Source organism: Bacillus sp. FJAT-28004 (genome assembly GCF_001280845.1).
In the GTDB taxonomy this organism is placed as follows: domain Bacteria; phylum Bacillota; class Bacilli; order Paenibacillales; family Paenibacillaceae; genus Pristimantibacillus.
The window spans coordinates 2,200,250-2,223,494 of the sequence record NZ_LGHP01000001.1; the positions used below are offsets into that span (position 1 = coordinate 2,200,250).

The following is a 23,245-nucleotide window of genomic DNA, read 5'->3' on the forward strand; positions in this document are numbered from 1 at the left end:
ACAATAGTTATACGTAACGAACACAGGAGGTGCGACAACAGTGGCGAGAAAATTAAAGATTGGTATAACCTGTTATCCTACCTTGGGCGGATCGGGCGTAGTTGCAACCGAACTAGGTAAATTGCTAGCGGAACGTGGTCATGAAATTCATTTTATTACGCACAGTATTCCTTTTCGATTAGGTCACTTTAATAAAAATATTTTTTACCATGAGGTAGAAGTAAACGACTATTATGTGTTTCGTTACCCGCCTTATGATTTAGCTTTAGCGAGCAAGATGGCTCAGGTAGCCAAAATGCAGCAGCTTGACTTGCTACATGTCCATTATGCAGTGCCACATGCGGTCTGCGCCTATTTGGCGAAGCAAATGAATGGCGATGGCCTCAAGACGGTTACAACGCTTCATGGTACTGACATTACGGTGCTGGCACAGGATGAATCGTTGAAAAACTTAATTCGTCTTGCAATCCATCAAAGCGATGCCGTAACTGCAGTTTCAAAGGATCTGATTCAAGAGACCAGACAACTGCTTGATATAACGACACCAATCGATTTAACCTATAACTTTGTTGATAAACGTGTCTATTATCCGCGTGATGCTGTTTCCTTGCGGGCAGATTATGCGGCTCCTAATGAAAAGATTCTGATGCATATTTCTAATTTCCGTCCGGTCAAGCGTGTTGGGGATGTAGTTGAAATATTTGCCCGTGTATCCGAAAAGATACCGTCCAAACTTCTCTTGGTCGGAGAAGGACCAGAACTCTCAAAAATCCAGTGTCGCATTCGTCAGCTTGGCCTCGAAGACCGAGTACATTTTCTAGGCAAACAAGAGGATGTTGCACAAGTCATTTCAATGGCAGACGTCCTTCTGCTTCCTTCAGAGAAAGAAAGCTTCGGACTCGTTGCCCTTGAGGCAATGGCCTGCGGCGTTCCGACTATCGGTTCTAATGCCGGTGGTATTCCTGAACTTGTTACTCACGGAGAAACCGGATTCCTGTCTGCTATTGGCGATGTGGATGATATGGCAAAAAATACGGAAAGACTGCTTACGGATGAGAAGCTTCATGATCAGTTCAAGCAGGCTTGCATCTTTAGAGCGAGAAACGAGTTTTGTAATGATGTAATTACAACACAATATGAGCAAATCTATTATCGGGTACTCGGCATTGAAGCGGATTTGCCTATCGCTGTATGCAGCGATAGCTAATAAAGTCCGCAGCAAAGAGAGGTGTATGACATGCGGCTTTCATTATCAGCACCGATCATAGCTGCATTGCCCATCGTTGAACGGCTTCGAGAGCATCATTTCGAAGCCGTTTTTGTGGGGGGCGCAGTTCGTGATACTTTTTTAGGCATATCGATAAAGGATGTGGATATCGCCACGTCTGCTCTTCCGGAGCAGGTGCTGGGGCTCTTTGAGCGATGCATCCCAACGGGTTTGCAGCATGGAACAATAACCGTCATACATGACGACATTACATATGAAGTGACGACTTTTAGGCAAGAATCTGCTTATGAGGATCATCGCAAGCCTGAAAGTGTACTTTATATTACAGAGCTTGACGGTGATTTGCTGCGTCGTGATTTTACAATGAATGCGATGGCACTTTATAGCGATGGTACGCTTTACGATCCATATGGAGGTATTCAAGATTTGCAGTCGAATCTGCTCCGTTCAGTAGGCGATCCGAACGCGCGTTTTCAAGAGGATGCGCTTCGCATGTTAAGAGCGGTCAGGTTCATTGGCGTTTACCAGCTTACTCCGTCACTGCGAACATGGAAAGCGATTATTCGTTATCGCGAGTTGATGAAGTATATTGCGATGGAGCGTGTACAGGTCGAGCTTGATAAAATGCTAACAGGAGCTGAGCCTCAAAGGGCACTGCATTTTGTCGTTGCAAGCGGCCTTTTGTTTCATCTGAAGGAGTCTTTTATCGAAGAAACATTGAAATCGCTAAAAGAGATGGGACAATTAGGTGAGGCGAAAAGGCTTTATTCTCGTTTGCATGAGCTGACAGCTGTCGATTGTCGCTGGGGAGCACTGGCTATAGGTTTGGATTTATCAGTTGAGGCGACGCAGCAGGCGTTGCAAGTGCTGAAATTTTCAAATACGCGAAGTAAGACCATTACTAATTTCGTATCGATACATAAGGAAATGTTAGTTATCTCGAATCATACTAATGAACGTGAGCTTCACGCGGGCTGGTTGAACATTGTTTTTCGTTACGGTAAAGGTGCTTGCAGCGAATGGATTCAAATTATACGAACGCTCGAAGGCATGAAGCAAGGCTTCGCTGCTGACTTTCTAAGACGTTTGGAGAGCTGGCGTGATTTAATGACCATTTCATCACTCAAGCAGCTTAAAGTGACGGGCAAGGATCTATCAAACCATTTGCAAAAAGATGCAGGGCCTTGGGTTAGTGAAACTTTGAGCAGACTACTACTATTAGTAGCCATTGGAGAGGTTAAGAATGATCGAAGCGTTTTGCTTGAACAAGCGTCGCTTGGACGATAAATAGTAACTTACGCAGCAGAATGCTTTGCAATATTTTAGGAGGAAAGTGCAAATGAATCAGGAGCTCTTGCTTCAATTGTTTATAGACAAACCAGGTGAATATGTGTCAGGAGAAAACATAAGTCAAGAGCTCGGCGTTAGCAGAACAGCAATATGGAAACAAATTCGCAAGCTGGAAGCAGCAGGGTATCAATTTGAAGCTTCAAGGCGGCTTGGTTATCGTCTCCTTAGCATACCGGACATGCTGTCTGTAGAAAAACTTGAGAATCGGCTGGATACTAAAGTGTTTGGGCAACAAATTCATTACTTTGAAACCGTGGAATCAACTCAAAATCTTGCCCGTGCAGCTGCCGAAGAAGGCGCTTTAGAGGGCACGTTATTTGTTGCTGAGCAGCAGGTCAAAGGCCGTGGCCGAATGGGACGCGGATGGATTTCGCCGCGTGGCAAAGGTGTCTGGATAAGCATGGTGCTTCGTCCATCCGTACCTATTCATTTTGCGCCACAGCTCACGTTATTGACAGCGGTTGCGTTATGCCGCAGCTTGAAACGGTTAACTGGGTTGCCGATTGGAATTAAATGGCCAAATGATTTGCTTATTGAAGGTAAAAAAATTAGCGGGATTTTGCTTGAGTCAGCCGCAGAAGACGAAAGACTGCGATATGTCATTGCAGGGGTAGGCATTAGCGTTAATCTAGAAGAATCCGATTATCCAGTGGAATTGCTGGAGAAAGCAACATCTCTTCGCATAAGTGGTCAGCAGAAATGGTCAAGAGAAGAAGTCATTGCTGATTTTCTGAAGGAATGGGAGCAGTTGTATTTCCTTTATCATGAGCAAGGTTTCAGCCCGATTGTAACGCTTTGGGAAGCTTTGTCCGTATCTTTGGGCAAAACAGTGCGTCTCATGACCCCACAAGGCGATATGGTTGGGATTCCGATGGGGCTTGATGAGAGTGGTGCTATTCTAATCCAACTTGAAGACGGATCGATTAAGCCTGTATTCTCGGCAGAAATGGGCGAACCGCTATAATACGTTACTAGTCGTTTACGTAATGCAGATATTTTGGTAAACTAAAGTTATCAGGCGGTATTCTAAGGAAGCTGCACTGGTGATAAAAAATACGATGTAAATGGTTGGGAATGCACACTCTGCTCTGAGCCGTAGGGACCGAGACAGAAGGAAGCACAACAAGCAAACGTTTCCTTTTCAGTTTGGGGACCTTTTTAGCAGCGGCTAAAAGGTTTTTTTGTGTTTATCCTATCATTGAACGGGAGGATGAAAGCTGATGAGGAAACGACTGACGATTACGAAACTTAAAAAGATGAAGCAGGACCGCAATGCGATTTCCGTTTTGACAGCTTATGATTATCCTTCAGCCAAACTTGCTGAAGAAGCTGGAATTGATGTCATATTGGTTGGAGATTCGCTCGGGAATGTAGTACTTGGTTATGATACAACCATACCCGTAACAATCGATGACATCGTTTATCATACAAGAGCGGTTGCTAGGGGAGCCCAGCAAACGTTTATCGTTGCCGATATGCCCTTCATGACTTATGGCATCGGACGTGAATCAACACTGCGCAATGCTGCAAAAATCATGCAAGAAGGCGGAGCCCAAGCTGTAAAGCTGGAAGGTGGGGTTGACATCGCATCTGATGTCGCTGCACTCGTAAAAGCTGGTATTCCTGTTATGGGACATATCGGTCTTACACCACAATCAGTCCATCAGCTTGGCGGCTACAAAGTTCAAGGTAAATTAGACGCCGAAGCGGAGCAGCTCATAAGAGATGCGAGAGCGCTGGAAGAAGCAGGCGCATTCAGTATCGTTCTGGAGCTAGTAACAGAACCAATCGCTACTATGATAAGCGATATGCTTTCGATTCCTGTTATAGGAATCGGTGCAGGACGCGGTTGTGATGGCCAAGTGCTTGTATATCATGATATATTGCAATATTCATCGCCTTATTTTGAGAAAAAATTCGTAAAAACATATGCAGATATCGGTACAACAATTAGAAATGCAATCCAATCGTATGTAGATGATGTGAAAACAGGAAGCTTTCCAGAAGAAGAGCATGTATTCAATACACAACCTGCCATTATTCCGTCTTTGTATTGCGGTTCAAATGATAGCGGCAATCATAAAACAACTGAAAATGATGGCCTCACAAAAGAGGAGGTCAAACTGCCATGATCATTTGCCGGACAAAATCAGAGCTAAAGCAGCATTTAATTGCCGTGCGCAAGGAGAACAAAAGTATCGGCTTTGTTCCGACCATGGGTTATTTGCACGAAGGCCATGCTTCCCTACTGCGACAAGCTCATGCTGAAAATGATACGGCTGTGCTTAGCATATTTGTAAACCCGCTGCAGTTTGGACCGAACGAAGATCTGGACCGTTATCCGCGTGATGAGAAGCGCGATTTAGCCATTGCGGAAGAATGCGGTATTGACATCGTGTTTATTCCATCCGTTCAGGAAATGTATCCGGAAAAGCCATTAACGATGGTCATCGTCAATCAGGTTACGGATCGTTTATGCGGCGCTTCCAGACCAGGACATTTTGACGGAGTGGGGACGGTTGTAAGCAAGCTGTTTCATTTGGTCGCTCCGGATCGAGCTTATTTTGGCATGAAAGATGCGCAGCAGGTTGCCGTTATTCAACAGATGGTGAGTGATCTTAACTTTCCTGTGCAGATCGTGCCAAGTCCAATCGTTCGCGAACCGGATGGTCTTGCTTTAAGCTCGCGAAACGTTTTCCTTAGTGCGGAGCAGCGGGAGCAGGCTGTCGTTTTATCCAAAACGCTGGCGCAGGCTTCTGATTGGATAAATGAGCCTGAAATGACGGTTGAACGGCTGGAGGCTAAGGTTAAGCTACAATTGGTGAAAGCGAGTGAAGCTGTAATTGATTACGTCGAGCTGCTTCATTATCCTTCGCTTCAAGTGCTGGATGCAAAAGCTTTATTAAAAACGATCCATCAACCACTTATATTGGCATTAGCGGTGAAGTTTGGCACAACAAGGCTTATTGACAATCGGATATTACAGATAGCGGAGGTGAACCAGCATGTTCAGAACGATGATGAAATCGAAGTTGCACCGGGCAACAGTAACAGAAGCGAACCTGAATTATGTAGGTAGCATTACAATAGATGAAGATTTGATGGATGCGGCTAACATTTGGGAAAATGAAAAGGTTCAAATTGTTAACAATAATAACGGTGCGCGCTTTGAAACCTATGTTATTACTGGTGAACGCGGATCTGGTGTTATTTGCTTGAATGGCGCAGCCGCTAGACAAGTTCAACCAGGTGATCAGGTGATTATTATTTCTTATGCGATGATGACGGATGCGGATGCCAAAGAACACAGACCGATTGTTACCATTTTGGATGCAAACAACCGTCCTTTACAAATAATAAACGAAGAGCTGCATGCAACCATCCTGTAATTTGATCTTTCGTAACGTTAATCCCTGTATTATGTAACGAATGGGATGCTGTATGAAAAACTGCGTTGAAACAAAAAATGAACATAACACTCCTTAATTCTTTGGCGAAGGCGGGATGCGGTATGTTCCAGCATATGTTTTCATCCATGAACGAAATGCTTGATCAAATTATTGAACAGTACGATGGTGCAGGAGCAAGTGAAAAGCAGCAATTCGAGAAGCAAATGCTTGAGCTCAAAAAAGTAAGTGATACGTTTATTGAACAATGGCTTGAATTTGAGGAGAAGTTTACTGAGTTCAAGGAGCAGCAAAATGATCATGCAGCAGTAACGCATACTGAAGCGCAAGCTCCTATAGGAGCTGCTCAGCCAAGCATGCCAGCAAGTATCGCTGCAATTAACCCATCGTCTGATTTTGAAATTTCGGACGAGCTTGCAGCGGTCATTTCCAAAGGGCAAGGTTACTACAAGTTATTTATGTTTTCGCAAGCAGCAGTGCAATTTCAAACGGCTATTTTACAATCGCCGGAATGTAATTTGGCTAGACTGTTTTTGGGCATGACTCAGATGCACCTACAGAACTGGAGTGAAGCTCAGCGGCATTTTCAATTGCTGATTGTATTGACGGACTTCCCCAAATGGCTTGCAATGGGCTATAATGCGCTAGGATGCATTCAAGCTGTGCAGATGAATTTGGCACAAGCAGAGCAATTATTCAGGAAAGCCTATGAGGTATGTCCAAGCTTCAAAGATCCGTTAAACAATTTGAAATCATGTCAAGAAACACCAAAGCACTTATCGTTATATTTCGGAAGCACGGAGCTGTGCTGTTTGTGAGAGGATCGGGGAATGAATGAAATTTGCAGTATTGGACTTAGAAACGACGGGACATAGCTCGGATGATGATATTTTGCAGGTTGGGCTAGTCATCGTTTCCGAGGAGCTGGATATTATCGATACGTTCAGCTCCTTTGTTCGACCTAATATCCCGATACCGACCTTCATCACACAATTAACAGGCATAGATGAAACGGTCGTTGCGGATGCCCCAACACTCAAAGAAGTTATCGCGGGGCTAGTTCCGTTATTGGATGATGCCGTGCTGGTCGCTCATAACGTCGGCTTTGACGCCGGCTTTCTGAACCAAGCACTAGCAAGGTGCGGCGAGCGTCCCTATGCGGGACGTAGGCTGGATACGATTGAATTATTACGAATTTTATATCCTACAATAAATACGTATCAGCTCGGAGCTGTATCTGAGCTCTTCGGTATACCGCATGATCAGCATCACCGCGCAGACAGCGATGCATATGCAACTGCGTTATTGCTTATTGAAACGGTAAAAAAGCTTCGCAAAATGCCGCTGCTCACTTTGCAGCGGCTTTCCACGCTTGTAGACGACGGCAGCGATTTGAGCTGGTTTATTAAGCTAACTGGGCAGCAGATGGAATATCGTACAGTATTCGAATCAAATGAGTATGACTATTTTAATCAATTTGCTCTGAAAGTTCGTGAGTGGAGCGATGAACAGCCTCCGCGCTCGAGCGGTGCTAATGCTTTGCCATTAACTGATGTGTCATTTGACAATTATCTGGCTGATATAAAACAACGCTTCGAACAGAAATTCGAAAATTATGAGGAAAGAGAAGCGCAGGTTGCCATGTTCCAAGAGGTTTACAGCGCTCTCAGTCAAAATCAACATTTACTTATAGAAGCGGGAACAGGCACAGGCAAGTCACTTGGATATTTGATTCCTGCGCTTTATTATGGCATTCAGAACGGGAAAAAAGTTGTCGTAAGCACACATACGATTAATTTGCAGGAGCAGCTTCGGCAGCGCGATTTGCCTTTGCTTGAAGAAATTCTGCCATTTGAGTTCAGAGCTTCGATTTTCAAAGGCAGAGGAAATTATTTATGTTTGCGCAAATTCGAAGGGAAAATTAATACCAAAGATCTTGTATCGCCAATTGAGGATACCGTTACAGCGGCACAAATGGTTGTGTGGCTTGGCGAGACAGAGACAGGTGATCAAGAAGAGCTTAATTTCGGCAACAAAGGTGCTGAATTTTGGTCAACGGTAGCGAGTGATACAGATTCCTGCTTAAATCGTGCTTGCCCATGGTTCAAGAGATGCTTCTATCATCGAGCGAAACATGAAGCGAATATTGCTGATGTTACGATTACCAATCATTCCATGCTGTTTACCGATGTGCAAGCAGATCATCGTTTATTGCCTTCTTATACTCATCTTATAATTGATGAAGCACATCATGTCGAAGAGGTAGCCGGCAAGCATCTTGGCATGCAAATTAATTATTTTTCATTGACACAGTCCGTACTGCGACTATATAAAGATGCTCGCTCGGGGTTATTGCCGGGGCTTCGTCAGAAGCTCATGTATGAGGATGACGCTCATCAAGCTTCTTGGCTAGAGACCATTGACACGGTTATTCCTATTTTTCAAGAAATTAAAGAACACTGGGATAAGCTGTTTGAAATGTTTTACAGCTTTACATCTACGTCATCCGATGGTCCAACCGAGAATGGTCAGTCGGTATGCCGGCTTAAGAAAAATGAACTGCCAGCTAGCTGGGAAGATGGCGTTACGGTAGAAGGGAATTTGCATACCGAGCTTAATCGTGTTATTCGAACGGTCGACAAGATGGTAACGGATATTAAAGATCGAGTTGACGATTCTGGCGTCCAAGCCATTATTACAGATCTAAATGGTGCTGTTCGCGACTTGTCGCGTCTTAAGGATGAGCTTAGAACCTTTATAACGTTAGAACTTACAGACTCGGTATTTTGGATCGAAGCAAGCAGCGTCTATCGATATAGGTCTGTACAGTTATACGGTGTTCCGGTAGATGTAAGCGCTCAGTTGCAAAAGTATTTTTTCGATGTAAAAGAAAGTATCGTGCTGACTTCTGCGACGTTATCTGTACAAAAGTCTTTTCAATATGCAGAGGAGCAGCTAGGTCTGCTTGGATACGAACAACAGGGTAGGCTCAAAACGGTTCAATTGCCTTCGCCTTTTAATTATCGGGAGCAAGCATTAGTCGTTATCCCTCGAAATTTCCCTGTTTTAAAGGGAGCTTCCGTAGATGATACCTATTTAGAAATGCTTGTAAAATCGCTTGCAGACGCTGCTAAGGAAACGAAAGGCCGAATGCTCGTTCTATTCACCTCCTATCGCATGCTTCGGCAGGTCTATGAGCCGCTTAAGGAGCTCTTAAGCGTTGCAGGGATTCAAGTGCTTGGACAAGGGATAGACAGTGGTAACCGTACGAAGCTTACAAGACGTTTTCGTCAAACGCCGGAATCTGTTTTGCTAGGTACGAGCAGCTTCTGGGAAGGTGTAGACATACCTGGTGAAGCTTTGATCTGCCTTGCCATTGTTCGTTTGCCATTTCAGCCGCCTAATCACCCCTTAGTGGAGGCAAAAGCTGAGATGCTGCAGCGCCAAAAACAAAATCCTTTCATGAAGCTATCGATTCCTCAAGCCGTTATTCGCTTTAAACAGGGCTTTGGGCGTCTTGTAAGAACTTCGCAAGACAAAGGGATTGTAATCATCTATGATACAAGGGTAATCGACACTTACTATGGTAAGCATTTCTTATATTCGTTGCCAGGTCCAAAAATCGAAACGATGCATATGGATCAAATGGTCGTTCGAATGAGGGAATGGTTGTCTGAGGAAAAGGCAGCTTTGCCGCAGGAAAATCAAGCCGTGTCAAGCGAAGAGGAGGAAAAGCGATGAAGCAAACGAAAATATCGGAGGCTGTCGTCAGAAGGCTTCCCGTTTATTTGCAAGTTTTAAATGAAATGCTCAATCGTGAGATTCAGACCATTTCTTCGCAGGATTTAGGCAAGAAGCTTGATTTGAATCCTGCTCAGATTCGCAAGGACCTTGCTTATTTCGGAGAATTTGGACGAAAAGGCGTAGGCTACGATGTTGTCTATTTGATTGAGAAGATACGTCAAATTTTGAAGGTTGACCAGACGATAAAGGTTGCATTGGTTGGAGCTGGAAATTTAGGTCATGCCTTATGCAATTACAATAAGTATTCCAAGGATAACATGCAAATTACAGCTGTGTTCGACGTACATCCAAGCAAGATTGGGACGAGCATAAATAATTTAATCGTTATGCCAATGAGTGAACTGGCTGCAACCGTTGCCGAGCAAAATATTCGAATAGGCATTATTACAGTACCAGCTTTTGAAGCTCAAAATGTAGCAAATCAATTCGTAGAAGCTGGCATAAAAGGAATACTGAATTTTGCACCTGCTATTTTACGCGTACCGGATGAAATGCGGATACATAATGCTGATTTCACAAGGGAATTGCTTAGCTTAGCCTATTACTTAGTTAAAGAGGGAGAGACGCAGGATGAGTCAGATTTGGATTGAAAATGGTTTGTTTATTACGATGGATGATGAAAATCCTTCATTTACAGGACATATGATCGTAACTGACGATCGGATTACGTACATAGGTACAGCTGTTCCTGATCAACTTTCGGATACCGTTCAAAAAATCGACGGCAGCAAGCTGGCATTTATGCCAGGACTTATTAATACGCACGGACATGCTGCAATGAGCTTGCTCCGCGGATATTCTGATGATCAAAATCTACAGGTGTGGTTGGAACAGAAGATGTGGCCGATGGAAGGCAAATACGTTGATCAGGATACACGTGCAGGCAGCGCTTTAGCTATTGTGGAAATGCTGAAATCAGGTACAACAGCTTTTGTCGATATGTATGATCGTATGGATCAAGTTGCTCAAATGGTTGAACAAAGCGGCATCCGCGGTGTTTTAACTAGAGGAGTTATCGGGCTTTGTCCTCCTGAGGTACAGGAAGCTAAGCTTGCTGAAGCAATCGCTTTTGCTCGCGATTGGAATGGCAAAGCTGACGGACGTATTACAACGATGATTTCTCCACATGCGCCTTATACTTGTCCTCCTGCTTATATAGAACGTTTTGTCCAAGCGGCTCATGATTACGATTTGCCCTTGCACACACATATGTCGGAGACAATTGCTGAAGTAGAGCAAAATGTTCGTGATTATGGACTTCGTCCGGTTGAGCATTTGGATCGTCTGGGCTTCTTCTCACGTCCAGCGCTCGTTGCACATGCGGTGCATTTGAATGATGCTGAAATTGAGCTGCTTGCTGCGAAAGGGGTTGCGGTATCACATAATCCTGTCAGCAACCTCAAACTCGCAAGCGGCATTGCTCGTGTGCCTGATTTGATTCGCGCTGGTGTGACGGTATCGCTTGGAACGGATAGTGTTGCTAGCAATAACAATCTAGATTTATTTGAGGAAATACGTTTCGCGGCGCTGCTTCACAAAGGTGTATCGGGTGATCCTACTGCCATTCCTGCACTGGAAGCACTGAAACTTGGTACGGTTAATGGAGCAAAATCCATTTGGCAAGAGAACAACCTTGGCAGCCTCAAAGTCGGCATGAAAGCTGATTTCATCGCAATCGACATTGAACAGCCTCATTTCTATCCGAAGACGGATATGATATCGCATCTGGTTTATTCAGGTTCTGGACGCGATGTGCGGCATGTATGGATTGATGGCAGACAAGTATTGAAAAACGGCGAATGTACTTGGCTCGATGAGGAGAAAATTCGTTACGAGGCCCAAGCGAGCTTTGATCGCTTGCTGCAAGCCTAATGCGTGCAACAACAAGGAAGCGTAAGCCGTTTATGACACTTAAGCGATGGTTGGTTTTAATCACAGTATGCCTCTTGCTGCTTATAACGGTTTCCTTTATCTATTTCCGCAATGTTCAGTCACCTCAGTGGTCAGCAATTAAAGCTGCAAAGGAACAAGCCACAGAAGCGGCCAAACTAACGGAGATAGACAAGGTGAGTCATCATATATGGCAAAAAGACAGCTGGATCGTTGAAGGCATCAATGATCAGAATGAAGCTGTATTCGTATGGGTGACAGAGGGTCAACTGCCAGTCATCATTAAAGCGTCTGAAGGCATGTCCGAAAAGTCGATAAAGGATGCCTTCACGAGCAACAAGCCACAGGCAGAAGTAAAGCGAATTCAGCCAGGACTGTTTGATGATAAGCCCATATGGGAGATTTATTATAATGATGGCGAGAAGCCACAGCATTACAGATATGATTTCTACCGTTTTGATGATGGAGCATTCATTGATTCTTATACGTTACCAGCAAAAACGGGGCCGTGAGGCCCCGTTTCCTTATATTGTTGGACGATACTCGCAGCGTTTCGTGATATACTTTCGTATAGCGGAGTTGATATACGAAGTGTTCATAAAATAGATGCGGGAGGGATTTTCATAATGATGAAACCGCGTGTGATACCAATTGTAATTACTGCTGCAATTACCGCTTCCGTTTTATTCGGGGGCTGGGCTATATATAATCAAGTGGCTGTAGCTGCTCCTTTAGAGAAAGTAACAAAGGGCATCGAAAGCGTTGTATCTTCAGAAAAACCAGTTATGGATCGCAACAAAGTAGCTATTTCCCTTGAATTAGCACCTAATGCGAATCTTCGAGACGTATATGAAAGTATTGCAGCTAACGGAAAAGATGTAGTAGGCGAACGTAAGCTTGAGCTTAATATAAAAGAAAAATCAAATAAGCAGCTCGAAGACCTATGGTATGCTTCGATGTTTGAAGTTGCTGAGGCGATGGAGAGAAAAACGTACTCTAATATCCCAGATGCGATGAATGAAGCTGCAAAGTCCATGAAAGATGTCACGGTGACGACAGAAATGGATGAAACGAATGTATATATTACGATTAAGAATAACGAAGCGGTGAAATATGTCGTACTGCCACGCACGCCTAACCAATTGGAGGCATGGTAATATGATGAAATATAGTAAAGAAATTGCGATAGGCATACTTCCTGTACTTATTGCTTTTTTTATTTATGTTGGTCAAAATGTTGTACCAATATTATTACTTGGCTTATTGGGATTTACCGTAGTTTATGCAGCACGAGGAAGAGGTAAGCTAACCGCTTTGTCGAGTCAAAAGCGGCGTTCTGAAGAGAAATTGATACCTTTAACCTTTGAAGAAATCGGAGGTCAGGAGCGAGCAAAGCAGGAGCTTGTAGAGGCGCTTGATTTTCTCGTTCATCAAGAGAAAATTGCTAAGCTTGGCATTCGACCGTTGAAAGGCATCTTGTTATCAGGCCCACCGGGAACGGGTAAGACGCTGCTCGCCAAGGCGGCAGCTCAATATACAGATTCCATCTATTTGGCTGCATCCGGCAGTGAGTTCGTTGAGATGTATGTCGGCGTAGGGGCAGGACGTATTCGCGACCTGTTCAAAGAGGCGCGTACGAAAGCGAATAAGGCGAAAAAAAGCAGCGCTGTTATTTTTATAGATGAAATTGAAGTCATTGGCGGCAAAAGAGATGGCGGTCAGCAGCGTGAGTATGATCAAACCTTGAATCAACTTTTGACCGAAATGGACGGTATTTATGCAAATGAATCACCGCGTATTTTGTTAATTGCGGCAACTAACCGTAAGGAAATGCTCGATAGTGCATTGCTGCGTCCTGGCCGTTTTGACAGACATATCGGTGTAGAATTACCTGATAAGAAGGGCAGACTGCATATATTGAATATCCATGCGAAAAACAAGCCTATCCGGACTGGCGTGAACTTGGAACGCATCGCAAGTGAATCCTTCGGCTTCTCAGGCGCGCAGCTCGAGAGCGTCATGAATGAAGCGGCGATCTATGCCATGCGCGAGAACAGTGAAACCATTGCTGAGCAGCATTTATCGATGGCTATAGATAAGGTAATGATGGGTGAGAAAACGGATCGTGAGACATCGAAGGAAGAACGTGAAAGGATTGCACTTCATGAGCTGGGACATGCTATCATGGCGGAATTGATGCGTCCAGGCAGTGTATCTCAGGTTGCCTTGTCGCCGCGTGGGCAAGCTCTTGGTTATGTTCGCCACAATCCGCAGCAGGATCAGTATTTGTATACGAAACAGTTCCTGAACGGTCAAATCATGATAGCGCTTGGCGGAGCTGCGGCAGAGGAAATGTTTTATGGTGATCGCAGCACCGGATCAAGAGGCGACTTCGAACAATCCATGAATATCGTCAAAACGTTGGTGGAGTCGGGATTGACCGAGCTTGGCATTATTGATTCCTCGATGATGACAAAAGAAGGATGGGCGAGCATCAATCGAAGCATTTTGGATGAGCTAATGCTGCAAACAAAAGGTCTATTGGAAACGAATCGAGAAGTGTTCATAAAGTCTCTTCAGACGCTTCTTCGTGAGGAAACATTAAGCGGAGATGAGTTTAGAAAGCTCTTTTCTTCAAATACAGCAGCATGAAGCGTTTACAATATTACAATTTGAAGGCGGAGTTGTCGTCCGCCTTCTTTTTTTGATGAAAACCGTTATAATAAGATTGAACTATCTTTGCAGAGAATACTTCTAATATGATTATAAGAAGGATTTTCCCCACACTAAAGGAGCTAATACATTGCATATCAAAACAGTTGGAGTTATTGGAGTAGGCACGATGGGTCAAGGGATCGCGGAAATGCTAGCCTCCAAAGGATTGGATGTTATCATTATCGAGCACTCGGACGAGCGTCTTGCTTATGGTAAACAAATGATTGAAGTAAGCTTGGATAAACAAATCGAGAAGTGGGCGCTCACGAATTCCGAGAAGAAGCTGATTATGAATAGAATAGAGGCGACAACAAGTTACGAGAAGTTAACAAGTTGTGAGCTTGTTATTGAAACGATAACTGAGGATTTGGATTTGAAAAAAGCCGTATTTGAAAAGATTGATCAAATTTGCGGACCAAATGTTATTTTAGCGAGCAATACATCTACTCTTAGCTTAACTGAGCTAGCCAGCTTTACGAAGCAGCCGAATCGCGTAATCGGTATGCATTTTATTTACCCGGTTTTCAAAATTGATTTGGTGGAAATTGTTCGTGGTCTGAAGACTTCAGAAGAAACATTTCTGCGTACGAAACATTTTGTGGAAGAGGTTATTAACAAAAAAGGAGTCATGGTATTTGAATCTCCTGGTTTCGTAACTTCTCGACTTATTTGCTTATTTATTAACGAAGCATTGCATGTACTGGAGGAAGGCGTAGCCTCGGCTGAAGATATTGACAGTGCTATGCGTATCGGCTATTCCTTCCAGCATGGGCCCTTCGAGATGTGTGATCGCTTTGGTCTCGATTCTGTTTTGGCAGCCCTTGAGAGAATGTTCCGCGAGTATGGCGAGTTAAAATACCGTCCATCGATCGTGCTGAAAAAAATGGTGCGTGCTGGACATCTTGGAGCCAAATCAGGAATCGGCTTCTTCAAATATGATATGGATGGGGATCGGATTTAAATGAAAGTATTAGTCATCAACGCAGGAAGCTCCTCTTTAAAATATCAACTTTACGATATGCGAGACGAATCGGTTCTTGCAAGCGGACGCGTGGAACGTATCGGAATGGATTCTTCCATTGTTACTCATGAACCGGTTGATAAACCCGAAGTTCGCAAAGTGAGTGAAATATTAGATCATGTTGCCGCGGTTAAGCAGGTTATAAATATGCTTACAAATCCTGAATTCGGAGCGATCACCAACCTGAACGAAATCGAAGCAGTTGGACATCGTATCGTTCATGGCGGCGAGGCATTTAGCAGCTCAGTACTTGTAACGCAAGAAGTTAAGCTGGAGATTCGCAGATTATTTGATTTAGCACCGCTTCATAATCCAGCACATATGATGGGTATTTTAGCGGTAGAAACGAATTTGCCTGAAGTTCCGCAAGCGGTAGTATTCGATACGGCTTTCCATCAGACAATGCCGAATACGTCGTATTTATATCCAATTCCTACAGTTCTTTACCGTCGTCACAAGGTACGGAGATACGGTTTTCATGGAACATCGCATTCCTATGTAAGCGCACATGCAGCTGAGTATTTGGAGAAACCGTTGGAATCGATCAAAATGATTACTTGCCACATTGGAAACGGGGCTAGCTGTACAGCCATATTGAACGGTAAGTCTTTTGATACTAGTATGGGAATGACTCCTCTAGAAGGTCTTATGATGGGTACGCGAAGCGGAGATATCGATCCAGCAATCGTGCCGTTTGTCATGAACAAAGAGGAATTGACATTAAACGAAGTTAATTCTATGCTGAACAAACATAGCGGCATGTTGGCGATTTCGGGTATAAGCAGTGATATGCGTGAGGTTACAGATGCAATGGTTGAAGGCGACAAAAACGCAAAGCTTGCTTTTGACATGTATGCTTATCGGGTTAAAAAATACATTGGTGCATATGCCGCAGCGATGAACGGTGTAGATACAATTGTATTCACTGCTGGAGTGGGCGAGAATTCTGTCGCACTGCGCAAAGCGATATGCGAGGGTATTTCTTTCTTGGGCATTGAGCTTGATGAAGAACGCAACTCAGAGCGTCGCAAGGATGTTCGTGAGATAACGACAGACAGCTCTCGTGTTAAAGTATTGGTTGTTCCAACGAATGAGGAGCTTCTTATTGCAAGAGACACATATAACTTAGTTAAGCAAAAGGATGCGTCTGTACAGGCGTAGTCGTTTAGGAGGCAGCTGGCAGTGAACAACGAGATATGGAAAGCTTACTCGCATGGTATGGCTGCTGCATTGCAGGAAGGCGGCGTCTATGTTTCAGCGATGCTGCTGCGAACATACCGCCAGCTTGATTTGTCGGATACAGAAGCAATGCTGCTTCTGCAAATCATGGTATATATGGAAGCGGATATGAATGATTTCCCGACGCCTGAACAGTTGGCTGAACGGATGGGCCTAAATGTTAGGGAAGTTGGACAATCACTTGGCCGGCTGATGAAAGAGGATTTTCTGACGATTGACGAGTATGTAGACAGCTCTACTGGGATGCAGTCTGAGCGTTACAATTGGACAGGCTGGCTGCTTAAGGCTACTGCATTAACCGCGGAACAGAAACGTGAAACGCGGAAGGCAGAACGTCAGCCTATTAAGACACAAGCAGCTTCATCATCGGACTTATTCAGTGTATTTGAACAAGAGTTTGGACGTTTATTATCCCCGATTGAATGCGAGACGATATCGGGCTGGCTCGATCATGATCGATATACAGATGAAATTATTCGCTTTGCGCTTAAAGAAGCTGTATTTGCAGGTAAGCTTAGCTTGCGATACATTGATCGGATACTAATCGAGTGGAGCCGCAATCGGGTAACGAATGCAGACGAGGCTCGCGCACATGCGCAAAAATTTCGTGGAGGAAGAGGCTAAGCCATGCGGCTTAGCTCTTTTTTTATGTAAGAGGTCACTTTAATCTGTAAGCCTAAGGCTTACTAGCGTAGAGTAAACCAATATATGGACTAAGACGATCTGTTACGGTGGAATAACCTCGTTTATTGAACCAGTTGATGAGCTTGGAAGCAGAGGATGGATGCCAATTAGAATGGATGGCAAGCCGCCTTGCAGCTATATCTCCATGAACCTCATCCTCCTCTATTAATCCCGTAATCACAAGTCGTCCCCCTATTAATAAAACTCGGTCCATTTCTTCAAGCGCCAGAAGCTGCTGAGAATGATTCAAGTGATGCATAGCGAAGCTGCAGCCTATAAATGAATAACTGGATGCCGCAAGAGGCAGTGCTAGTAAATTGCCTTGCTTGGCATCAATGGCAGGAAGCCTATCTCTAATGATCGAGAGCATTTCTGTCGATTGCTCAACGACGGTAAGCTTCGTACCGGCCGCAGCGAGCATGCTGGAGAGATTTCCACTTCCTGCACCTAACTCTAAGCCAAGCTCATCAAATCGCGGATCAAGCCAATCAACGGTCCGTAGTAGTGCCAAATTATATTGCTCCTCTGAGAGGATACCACTCAGTGTAACGATAGGTGCCTTATATCCATGTTGAATTGCCATTTCATCGTAGTCCCACTGGTCGCTCCACGAGGCTCGCGATATACGATTTTGTTTAATCTCTTCAGCAACAAGTTCTGCTTGTGTCAGTTCAACAGCGCCATTTCTTTGCCATGCTGAGATCGTTTCATCAAGCGCTTGTAGCGCTTTTGTCGCTGTGATCCATTGCTCATACAACAATGCGCGAGCACCATCGACACTTCGGATGAAAGCTTCTGGCTCGTCAATGGCGTTTAAAGCATCCTGTATAGCTGATATGGATAAGCCTAATTCTCTAAGTGATATAATCCAGCGGAGCTGGATGATGTCCTCCTCAGAGTAGTCACGATATTTATTTTCTATTGCTTTATGAGGATGAATCAGACCTTTTTCTTCATAAAAACGCAGTGTGCGCGGTGTGACACCGAGCTGTTTTGCTGCCTCATGGACCTTCAAACAAACCACCTCCTCTTGCCATTATGAACGTTTACGTTACGTTAAAGTCAATATAACATACTTCATTTTTCATAGGATATGGGAAATAGGGGATCACGAAGCAGGTTTTATACAACATATGGTTCGGAGTTTCGTCTGTAAGCAGATAAGTATGGTAAAAGGTGAGAAAAATAGTTTATAGTGGGTTATTATACGTGCATTGACCAAATTTCAGAGATGCAAATACAACAAGGAGGATTTTTATGTCAGAAAAGCATTTGTTTATGTTTGGCGGAGGGGCACCGTTCAATGAAAGCTTAGGAGAAAAATTCGCAACCATGTCATCAAAAGGTTCGAGCAAAGTCGTGATTTTATTCATTGAGCAAGACGGCTGGCAAGAATATATGTCGAAATATACCGACCTATTAGGACGACATGGTGTTGATCATTTTGTATATTTCGTCTTGGATGCATCACCTTCATAAGGCTTATTGGAACAACTTCATTCAGCAACTGGAATTATTATTAGCGGTGGAGATACTGAGCTTTATCAAGAATATATCGTGGGAACTAAGATCGGAGCAATAATCAAAACATTATACTTAGAAGGTGTGCCCGTCGCAGGTTTCTCCGCTGGCGCCTTAATCAGTCCAAATATATGTGTTATTCCACCCATCGACAACAGAGCTAATGAGCATCTTTTCCTACAAGGTCTTGGATTAATAAATCATTGCGTGATTAGTGCGCATTTTTCAAAATGGGACGAAGAAAAGAACTTATTGGCCGCACTTGCCAAAACCAATCTGTCGCTAGGGTATGGGATTGATGATGCTTCTGGCATTTATTTTAAAAACGAACGGATATCGGAGACGGCAGGACAGGTTTATTTTTATTATGGAACGGAATGAGTATGTTTAATATTAAGGAGGATGATTATTATTTCAAACGGTAAATCAATGATATTAGCAAGCTGCATTTTAGGTGTATCTTTTATAGTTGGCTGTATGTTTTTGGGGAAAAACGAGGCACCTAAGAAAGAGCAGTCTGACGTGACGATTAATATGGAAAAACCTTTGCTAAATGTAGAAGAGGCTGCGGAATATTTGCAACTATCCGTAACCGAAGTCAATATAATTATTAATTCGGAGAAATTCAAACTGGAAAACTCAGGCTCATTTTCTGGCGTTATGTTTCCATATATGAAAATTGGTGAGAAAGTGTACATCAGCAAAAATGAGTTAATGAATTGGATTACAGAAACTGCGAGAGAAAGAAGAGAATACATTAAAGGAACTGTTTTGCCGTAATACTTGATCGGGAAGGGGAGGTCGAATAGCAGATAAGAACGGGGAATGCTGTCATATATATGAGCTGGAAAATCTCCCGTTATGGTACACATCAGCACTTTGAAACATGCAAAGCGGTGATTAACGGGAGAAAATCCTTCTAAACATTTAATTGATCAAGCAGAAAAATGCCTAAGCCTTACCGCGTTGCAGCAATTCCAAGCGGTATACATATTCGAAAATAAATTCAAATGCTTCAAGGTGGCGTTTTGCTTCGAACGCATTGGCTCCCCAAGCATAAATGCCATGCTTGCGCAGCAGGATACCAGGTATGTTTTTCACGATACGCTCAGTTATTTCCGGTACGATAGAAGGGATATGTGCAAAGTTCGAAACGATTGGAATATCGATATGTGCTTCCTCATCCCAAATGTTAAACCCCTTGATCAACTCAACGCCGTCTACCGGCACAGACTTGCGATCCCAGAAATATTCCGAGATTACGCTGTTAAATACGGTATGCACGTGAAAAATAGCACCCGCGCCAGTTAACTTATAAATTTCACAATGGATTAGTGTTTCAGCGGATGGCTTCAAACGTGTTGCTTCACAGGGCTTGCCATCTTGGTCAACAAATAAATAATCCTCCGGTGTATGAACGGTTTTGTCTTTACCGCTTGCTGTAACCGCAAATTGAAAATCATCTGGCTTGTAGTCGCCTACACGGATGGATAGATTGCCGCTTGTGCCAGGGAACCAACCGCGTGAAGCGAACAGCTCCTTCACGTCGCGCAGCTCGGATAGAGCGCGCTGTTTGTCTTCTAAGGCAATTTGTTGAAAACTCATTTCGTTGTCTTCCTTTCGGTATTCATAGTGTTGATAATGTCATGGAAAGTTTCGTATTCGTGATGCGGAAGTCCAAGCTCCTTGCACTTCACCGTTAAGTGAGAGCGGGAATAGACAATATCAGCAAGCTTGGCACCTTCAAAATCGGTCACGCTGTCGCCAATAATGATACGCTCGTATTGTTCCTCAGGGAAACGGCGCATAATAGTCGTTTTGCACATGCCGCAATTGTTGGAGCAATGAGCATCGCACGGGTTTTGCCACAAAATCTCAATGCGCTCGCCGCTGAAATCACTTCCGTTGCAATAAATGTGATTTTTCGGGATGTCGAATGATTCAAGAATTGGATAAACAAAAAAATCAATGCCGCCGCTCGTTACGTAAAAATCAATCTGTTGTTCTTTGCAATAGTTTAAGAATTCAGCGAAACCTTCACGAATGCGAGCATTGGAGATACTGAAATCGATGACTTCCTTCTGCATAGAAGCAGGGAGGAGCCGGAACATTTGTCCAACGCCATCCATTATCGAAATCTCCTGAGCAATCGTCTGCTCTGCAATTTTCTCCCAACCAGCTGGATTAAAATGTTTAATAATTGCGATAATGTTGTCATTAACCGTTATGGTTCCATCAAAATCACAAAACACGATGCGTTTCTTCGATGTATTATTTTCTGTCATTATTGTTTAATCCCCCATGCGTTAATTGCGGCTAACAATGCTTCATTGCCCGTTTGCTCAGCTGCATTGCGAAGAGGTACTCCATTTAGTGTAGCTGTAATAGCTTGGCGGAATGCTTGTCCGCCAGCAGAAGTTCCCATAGCATGCCCGTGTATTCCACCGCCGGCGTTTACAACAACGTCGGTACCGAAATCTTTTAAGATTAAAGGTACAAGTCCTGGATGGATGCCCGCAGAAGGCACTGGGAAGCTCGTTTTGAGTCCATGCAGCGGCTCAAGCAAAGCATCCTTAACCGCTAAATTTTCTTCCTTCGGCATTACAACCGAGCCGTAAGGTGAAGGGAAGAGTACAAGATCGGCACCTGCGAGACGCATCAGCTTGCCAAGCAGTAGCGAGGCGCTAATGCCATAATGAGGCGATGGGTACATCGCTCCAGCCATTGCAGGATGAGCTGCTATAGGTACATTAATGGATTTGTCACTGCTAAGCTCATGCAGTACATCATAGCCATATGCAAGTACATTGAATAAGAGCGCATTAGCGCCTGCGTCAATCGCTTTCCGAGCATTTGATGCAAGAGATGAGGTAGGCCCCGTCAAATTAACGGCATAAAGCAGCTTCTGGCCAGTTTCTGCTTCAGCGCGGCGTGCTGCGTCCATACATGCTTCCACACGTTTCTCAAGAGGGGTTAGTGGATTCTCAAACAGGATTTCATCATCCTTAATTAAGTCCACACCGCCAAGCGCCTGTTTATAGAACTGATCCTGAAGGTTTGCAAGATCATATCCGACAACGGATTTAAAAATACTCATAAGCAGCGGCCGATCATGGATGCCAAGCAAATCGCGAACACCGTTTAGCCCAAACTTGGGACCTGGGAAAGCAGAAACAAAATCTTCGGAGACATCCAGATCCATGAGTTTGATTTTGCCATCCATCGATAGCTTGCCGAACACGGTCACAAGCAAAGCGGGAAGGTCACGGCTGAAGTTGATGTCCGGGTAAGCAATACGAATGTCGGCATATCGCTCGCCGGGTGCTGCGTTATCTGGTTCATGGACGCTAACCGACAATACTTTCCCAAGATGCTTCTCCATATTCGCCTTTTGCGCTTCCGGAAGCTCTGTCCAGCTGCCAACCGTTAAACCGACAGCAATCGAAAGTGCTTTTTTATTGAAATCTGCTTGATCGTCATAGGAACGATATGTTGCGATACAAACTCCATTCATTCGTTTATGCTCCTCTCAATAGCTTCGCCAAGCTCACCTGCGCGTTCTGCTGAGCGATTAATGGCTTTCTTAATGGTTTCGGAAAAATGATTCTGAGCCATCAGCTCAATTGCGGCCTGCGTCGTACCGTTAGGCGAAGTCACCTTGCGACGAAGCTCAGATGGCTCTTCGCCAGTATGACGAACCATTTCTACTGCGCCAAGAACAGTCTGAACGACAAGCTCCTTCGCTGCAGTCTCCGAAAAACCTAATTGGATTGCTGTCTCAATCATCGACTCCATAAAGTAATAGACATAAGCTGGGCCGCTGCCAGACACGCCTGTAACGGCTTGCTGAAGCGACTCGTCAACGATTGCATTTATGCCGACAGAGCTGAAAATCGCTTCTGTAAGCGATTTTTGCTGTGAGGAGACGCTATCTGAATAACTGATTCCGGTTGCTCCAAGCCCTATAGTGCTAGATGTGTTTGGCATGGCCCGTACGACCGACGCCTGCCCGCCAAGCAGCTGCTCGATCGCTTTGATAGACAAACCAGCGATGACCGAAATAATGAGCTGTTTAGACGAGATGAACGGCTTAATGGATGCGATAGCTGCTGCTGCATCCTTAGGTTTCATGGCTAGAAAAATAATATCTGCCTCACTCAAATAAGCTTCATTGGTAGAGCCTTGTACGATGGTTTGTACGCCATAACGTTCACTCAGCTCAGAGAGACGATCTTTGTTTTGTCGATTGATCATGGAAATCTGACTGGGTGAAATGAGTTTTTTGTTGATAAGTCCTCTCGCAATGGCTTCAGCCATCGATCCGGCACCGTAGAAACAAAGCTGCTGACTAGCAATAGCTGGTTGTGTTAATTGTGTCATTGAAGC

Annotated in this window: 24 protein-coding genes; 19 read left to right on the top strand and 5 right to left on the bottom strand. The window is 44.2% G+C overall.

Annotation, left to right across the window (positions count from 1 at the left end):
• The first annotated feature begins 40 nt into the window (after window positions 1–40).
• The 16 genes from bshA (at window position 41) to AC787_RS09410 (ending at window position 17,278) form a co-directional block, all read left to right on the top strand.
• The gene (gene bshA / locus AC787_RS09335) at window positions 41–1,207 is read left to right on the top strand and encodes an N-acetyl-alpha-D-glucosaminyl L-malate synthase BshA (protein WP_054024519.1); all 1,167 of its coding nucleotides are present in this window, start codon (window positions 41–43) and stop codon (window positions 1,205–1,207) included.
• Between the two features lie 30 nt (window positions 1,208–1,237).
• A complete protein-coding gene (locus AC787_RS09340; protein WP_054024520.1) occupies window positions 1,238–2,515 on the top strand; it encodes a CCA tRNA nucleotidyltransferase in 1,278 nt (425 codons plus the stop codon).
• A 52-nt stretch (window positions 2,516–2,567) separates the two neighbouring features.
• Window positions 2,568–3,542, top strand: a complete 975-nt coding sequence (locus AC787_RS09345; protein WP_054024521.1) for a biotin--[acetyl-CoA-carboxylase] ligase — start codon at window positions 2,568–2,570, stop codon at window positions 3,540–3,542.
• A 256-nt stretch (window positions 3,543–3,798) separates the two neighbouring features.
• A complete protein-coding gene (gene panB / locus AC787_RS09350) occupies window positions 3,799–4,710 on the top strand; it encodes a 3-methyl-2-oxobutanoate hydroxymethyltransferase (RefSeq protein ID WP_054024522.1) in 912 nt (303 codons plus the stop codon).
• Window positions 4,707–5,657 (top strand): pantoate--beta-alanine ligase, encoded by a 951-nt coding sequence (panC, locus tag AC787_RS09355; RefSeq protein WP_063847506.1) that lies wholly within the window; start codon window positions 4,707–4,709, stop codon window positions 5,655–5,657. Before panB ends, panC begins: the two co-directional genes overlap by 4 nt.
• Complete coding sequence (panD, locus tag AC787_RS09360) at window positions 5,584–5,967, top strand: aspartate 1-decarboxylase (protein ID WP_054024523.1); 384 nt, start codon at window positions 5,584–5,586, stop codon at window positions 5,965–5,967. The genes panC and panD overlap by 74 nt, the downstream gene beginning before the upstream one ends.
• Before the next feature lie 122 nt (window positions 5,968–6,089).
• Window positions 6,090–6,803 (top strand): hypothetical protein, encoded by a 714-nt coding sequence (locus tag AC787_RS09365; RefSeq protein ID WP_054024524.1) that lies wholly within the window; start codon window positions 6,090–6,092, stop codon window positions 6,801–6,803.
• 16 nt (window positions 6,804–6,819) lie between these two features.
• Window positions 6,820–9,726, top strand: coding sequence for an ATP-dependent DNA helicase DinG (gene dinG / locus AC787_RS09370; RefSeq protein ID WP_054024525.1), 2,907 nt, complete (start codon window positions 6,820–6,822; stop codon window positions 9,724–9,726).
• On the top strand, window positions 9,723–10,379 hold the full coding sequence (locus AC787_RS09375; protein ID WP_054024526.1) for a redox-sensing transcriptional repressor Rex: 657 nt from the start codon (window positions 9,723–9,725) through the stop codon (window positions 10,377–10,379). The genes dinG and AC787_RS09375 overlap by 4 nt, the downstream gene beginning before the upstream one ends.
• Window positions 10,360–11,661, top strand: coding sequence for an amidohydrolase (locus AC787_RS09380; protein WP_054024527.1), 1,302 nt, complete (start codon window positions 10,360–10,362; stop codon window positions 11,659–11,661). The genes AC787_RS09375 and AC787_RS09380 overlap by 20 nt, the downstream gene beginning before the upstream one ends.
• Window positions 11,662–11,693: 32 nt before the next feature.
• Entirely contained in the window at window positions 11,694–12,191 is a 498-nt protein-coding gene (locus tag AC787_RS09385; RefSeq protein WP_054024528.1) for a DUF5590 domain-containing protein, read from the top strand.
• A gap of 114 nt (window positions 12,192–12,305) precedes the next feature.
• Window positions 12,306–12,836 (top strand): hypothetical protein, encoded by a 531-nt coding sequence (locus AC787_RS09390; RefSeq protein WP_054024529.1) that lies wholly within the window; start codon window positions 12,306–12,308, stop codon window positions 12,834–12,836.
• 1 nt (window position 12,837) lies between these two features.
• A complete protein-coding gene (locus AC787_RS09395; RefSeq protein ID WP_054024530.1) occupies window positions 12,838–14,331 on the top strand; it encodes an AAA family ATPase in 1,494 nt (497 codons plus the stop codon).
• A gap of 151 nt (window positions 14,332–14,482) precedes the next feature.
• The gene (locus AC787_RS09400) at window positions 14,483–15,355 is read left to right on the top strand and encodes a 3-hydroxyacyl-CoA dehydrogenase family protein (protein WP_054024531.1); all 873 of its coding nucleotides are present in this window, start codon (window positions 14,483–14,485) and stop codon (window positions 15,353–15,355) included.
• The gene (locus tag AC787_RS09405) at window positions 15,356–16,576 is read left to right on the top strand and encodes an acetate/propionate family kinase (protein ID WP_054024532.1); all 1,221 of its coding nucleotides are present in this window, start codon (window positions 15,356–15,358) and stop codon (window positions 16,574–16,576) included. It begins immediately after the preceding gene.
• 21 nt (window positions 16,577–16,597) lie between these two features.
• Complete coding sequence (locus AC787_RS09410; RefSeq protein WP_063847507.1) at window positions 16,598–17,278, top strand: DnaD domain protein; 681 nt, start codon at window positions 16,598–16,600, stop codon at window positions 17,276–17,278.
• Window positions 17,279–17,330: 52 nt separating this feature from the next.
• Here the strand turns inward: AC787_RS09410 and AC787_RS09415 are convergent, their stop codons facing one another.
• Window positions 17,331–18,353 (bottom strand): MerR family transcriptional regulator, encoded by a 1,023-nt coding sequence (locus AC787_RS09415; protein ID WP_054024533.1) that lies wholly within the window; start codon window positions 18,351–18,353, stop codon window positions 17,331–17,333.
• Window positions 18,354–18,595: 242 nt separating this feature from the next.
• On the opposite strand from AC787_RS09415, the gene AC787_RS34735 reads away from it, so the two are divergent.
• The 3 genes from AC787_RS34735 to AC787_RS09425 are packed head-to-tail and all read left to right on the top strand — an operon-like array spanning window position 18,596 to window position 19,639.
• The gene (locus tag AC787_RS34735) at window positions 18,596–18,817 is read left to right on the top strand and encodes a hypothetical protein (protein ID WP_235560938.1); all 222 of its coding nucleotides are present in this window, start codon (window positions 18,596–18,598) and stop codon (window positions 18,815–18,817) included.
• Between the two features lie 6 nt (window positions 18,818–18,823).
• Window positions 18,824–19,240, top strand: coding sequence for a Type 1 glutamine amidotransferase-like domain-containing protein (locus AC787_RS34740; protein WP_235560939.1), 417 nt, complete (start codon window positions 18,824–18,826; stop codon window positions 19,238–19,240).
• A gap of 21 nt (window positions 19,241–19,261) precedes the next feature.
• The gene (locus tag AC787_RS09425; protein ID WP_054024534.1) at window positions 19,262–19,639 is read left to right on the top strand and encodes a helix-turn-helix domain-containing protein; all 378 of its coding nucleotides are present in this window, start codon (window positions 19,262–19,264) and stop codon (window positions 19,637–19,639) included.
• A 171-nt stretch (window positions 19,640–19,810) separates the two neighbouring features.
• Here AC787_RS09425 and mtnB read toward each other — a convergent pair whose 3' ends face one another.
• From mtnB to proC, 4 genes are read right to left on the bottom strand one after another with little or no spacing between them, the layout of a single operon-like run.
• Window positions 19,811–20,464, bottom strand: a complete 654-nt coding sequence (gene mtnB, locus AC787_RS09430; RefSeq protein ID WP_054024535.1) for a methylthioribulose 1-phosphate dehydratase — start codon at window positions 20,462–20,464, stop codon at window positions 19,811–19,813.
• Window positions 20,461–21,144: a 2-hydroxy-3-keto-5-methylthiopentenyl-1-phosphate phosphatase gene (locus AC787_RS09435; RefSeq protein ID WP_054024536.1), complete on the bottom strand. Its 684-nt coding sequence runs from the start codon at window positions 21,142–21,144 to the stop codon at window positions 20,461–20,463. Before AC787_RS09435 ends, mtnB begins: the two co-directional genes overlap by 4 nt.
• Window positions 21,144–22,373, bottom strand: a complete 1,230-nt coding sequence (locus AC787_RS09440) for a 2,3-diketo-5-methylthiopentyl-1-phosphate enolase (RefSeq protein WP_054024537.1) — start codon at window positions 22,371–22,373, stop codon at window positions 21,144–21,146. Before AC787_RS09440 ends, AC787_RS09435 begins: the two co-directional genes overlap by 1 nt.
• Window positions 22,370–23,239 carry a pyrroline-5-carboxylate reductase gene (gene proC / locus AC787_RS09445; RefSeq protein WP_054024538.1) on the bottom strand — a complete coding sequence of 290 codons (870 nt, stop codon included), beginning with the start codon at window positions 23,237–23,239 and terminating at the stop codon, window positions 22,370–22,372. The genes AC787_RS09440 and proC overlap by 4 nt, the downstream gene beginning before the upstream one ends.
• Window positions 23,240–23,245: the final 6 nt, after the last annotated feature.

Bases quoted from the DNA above. Each gene is read 5' to 3' on its own strand.
- proC (WP_054024538.1), bottom strand. From the start codon at position 23,239: ATGACACAATTAACACAACCAGCTATTGCTAGTCAGCAGCTTTGTTTC.
- AC787_RS09345 (WP_054024521.1), top strand. From the start codon at position 2,568: ATGAATCAGGAGCTCTTGCTTCAATTGTTTATAGACAAACCAGGTGAA.
- AC787_RS09375 (WP_054024526.1), top strand. From the start codon at position 9,723: ATGAAGCAAACGAAAATATCGGAGGCTGTCGTCAGAAGGCTTCCCGTT.
- AC787_RS09380 (WP_054024527.1), top strand. From the start codon at position 10,360: ATGAGTCAGATTTGGATTGAAAATGGTTTGTTTATTACGATGGATGAT.
- AC787_RS09405 (WP_054024532.1), top strand. From the start codon at position 15,356: ATGAAAGTATTAGTCATCAACGCAGGAAGCTCCTCTTTAAAATATCAA.
- AC787_RS09385 (WP_054024528.1), top strand. From the start codon at position 11,694: ATGACACTTAAGCGATGGTTGGTTTTAATCACAGTATGCCTCTTGCTG.
- AC787_RS09365 (WP_054024524.1), top strand. From the start codon at position 6,090: ATGTTCCAGCATATGTTTTCATCCATGAACGAAATGCTTGATCAAATT.
- AC787_RS09435 (WP_054024536.1), bottom strand. From the start codon at position 21,144: ATGACAGAAAATAATACATCGAAGAAACGCATCGTGTTTTGTGATTTT.
- AC787_RS09425 (WP_054024534.1), top strand. From the start codon at position 19,262: ATGATTATTATTTCAAACGGTAAATCAATGATATTAGCAAGCTGCATT.
- dinG (WP_054024525.1), top strand. From the start codon at position 6,820: ATGAAATTTGCAGTATTGGACTTAGAAACGACGGGACATAGCTCGGAT.
- AC787_RS09390 (WP_054024529.1), top strand. From the start codon at position 12,306: ATGATGAAACCGCGTGTGATACCAATTGTAATTACTGCTGCAATTACC.
- AC787_RS34735 (WP_235560938.1), top strand. From the start codon at position 18,596: ATGTCAGAAAAGCATTTGTTTATGTTTGGCGGAGGGGCACCGTTCAAT.
- AC787_RS09395 (WP_054024530.1), top strand. From the start codon at position 12,838: ATGATGAAATATAGTAAAGAAATTGCGATAGGCATACTTCCTGTACTT.
- panD (WP_054024523.1), top strand. From the start codon at position 5,584: ATGTTCAGAACGATGATGAAATCGAAGTTGCACCGGGCAACAGTAACA.
- panC (WP_063847506.1), top strand. From the start codon at position 4,707: ATGATCATTTGCCGGACAAAATCAGAGCTAAAGCAGCATTTAATTGCC.
- mtnB (WP_054024535.1), bottom strand. From the start codon at position 20,464: ATGAGTTTTCAACAAATTGCCTTAGAAGACAAACAGCGCGCTCTATCC.
- AC787_RS09340 (WP_054024520.1), top strand. From the start codon at position 1,238: ATGCGGCTTTCATTATCAGCACCGATCATAGCTGCATTGCCCATCGTT.
- panB (WP_054024522.1), top strand. From the start codon at position 3,799: ATGAGGAAACGACTGACGATTACGAAACTTAAAAAGATGAAGCAGGAC.
- AC787_RS09440 (WP_054024537.1), bottom strand. From the start codon at position 22,373: ATGAATGGAGTTTGTATCGCAACATATCGTTCCTATGACGATCAAGCA.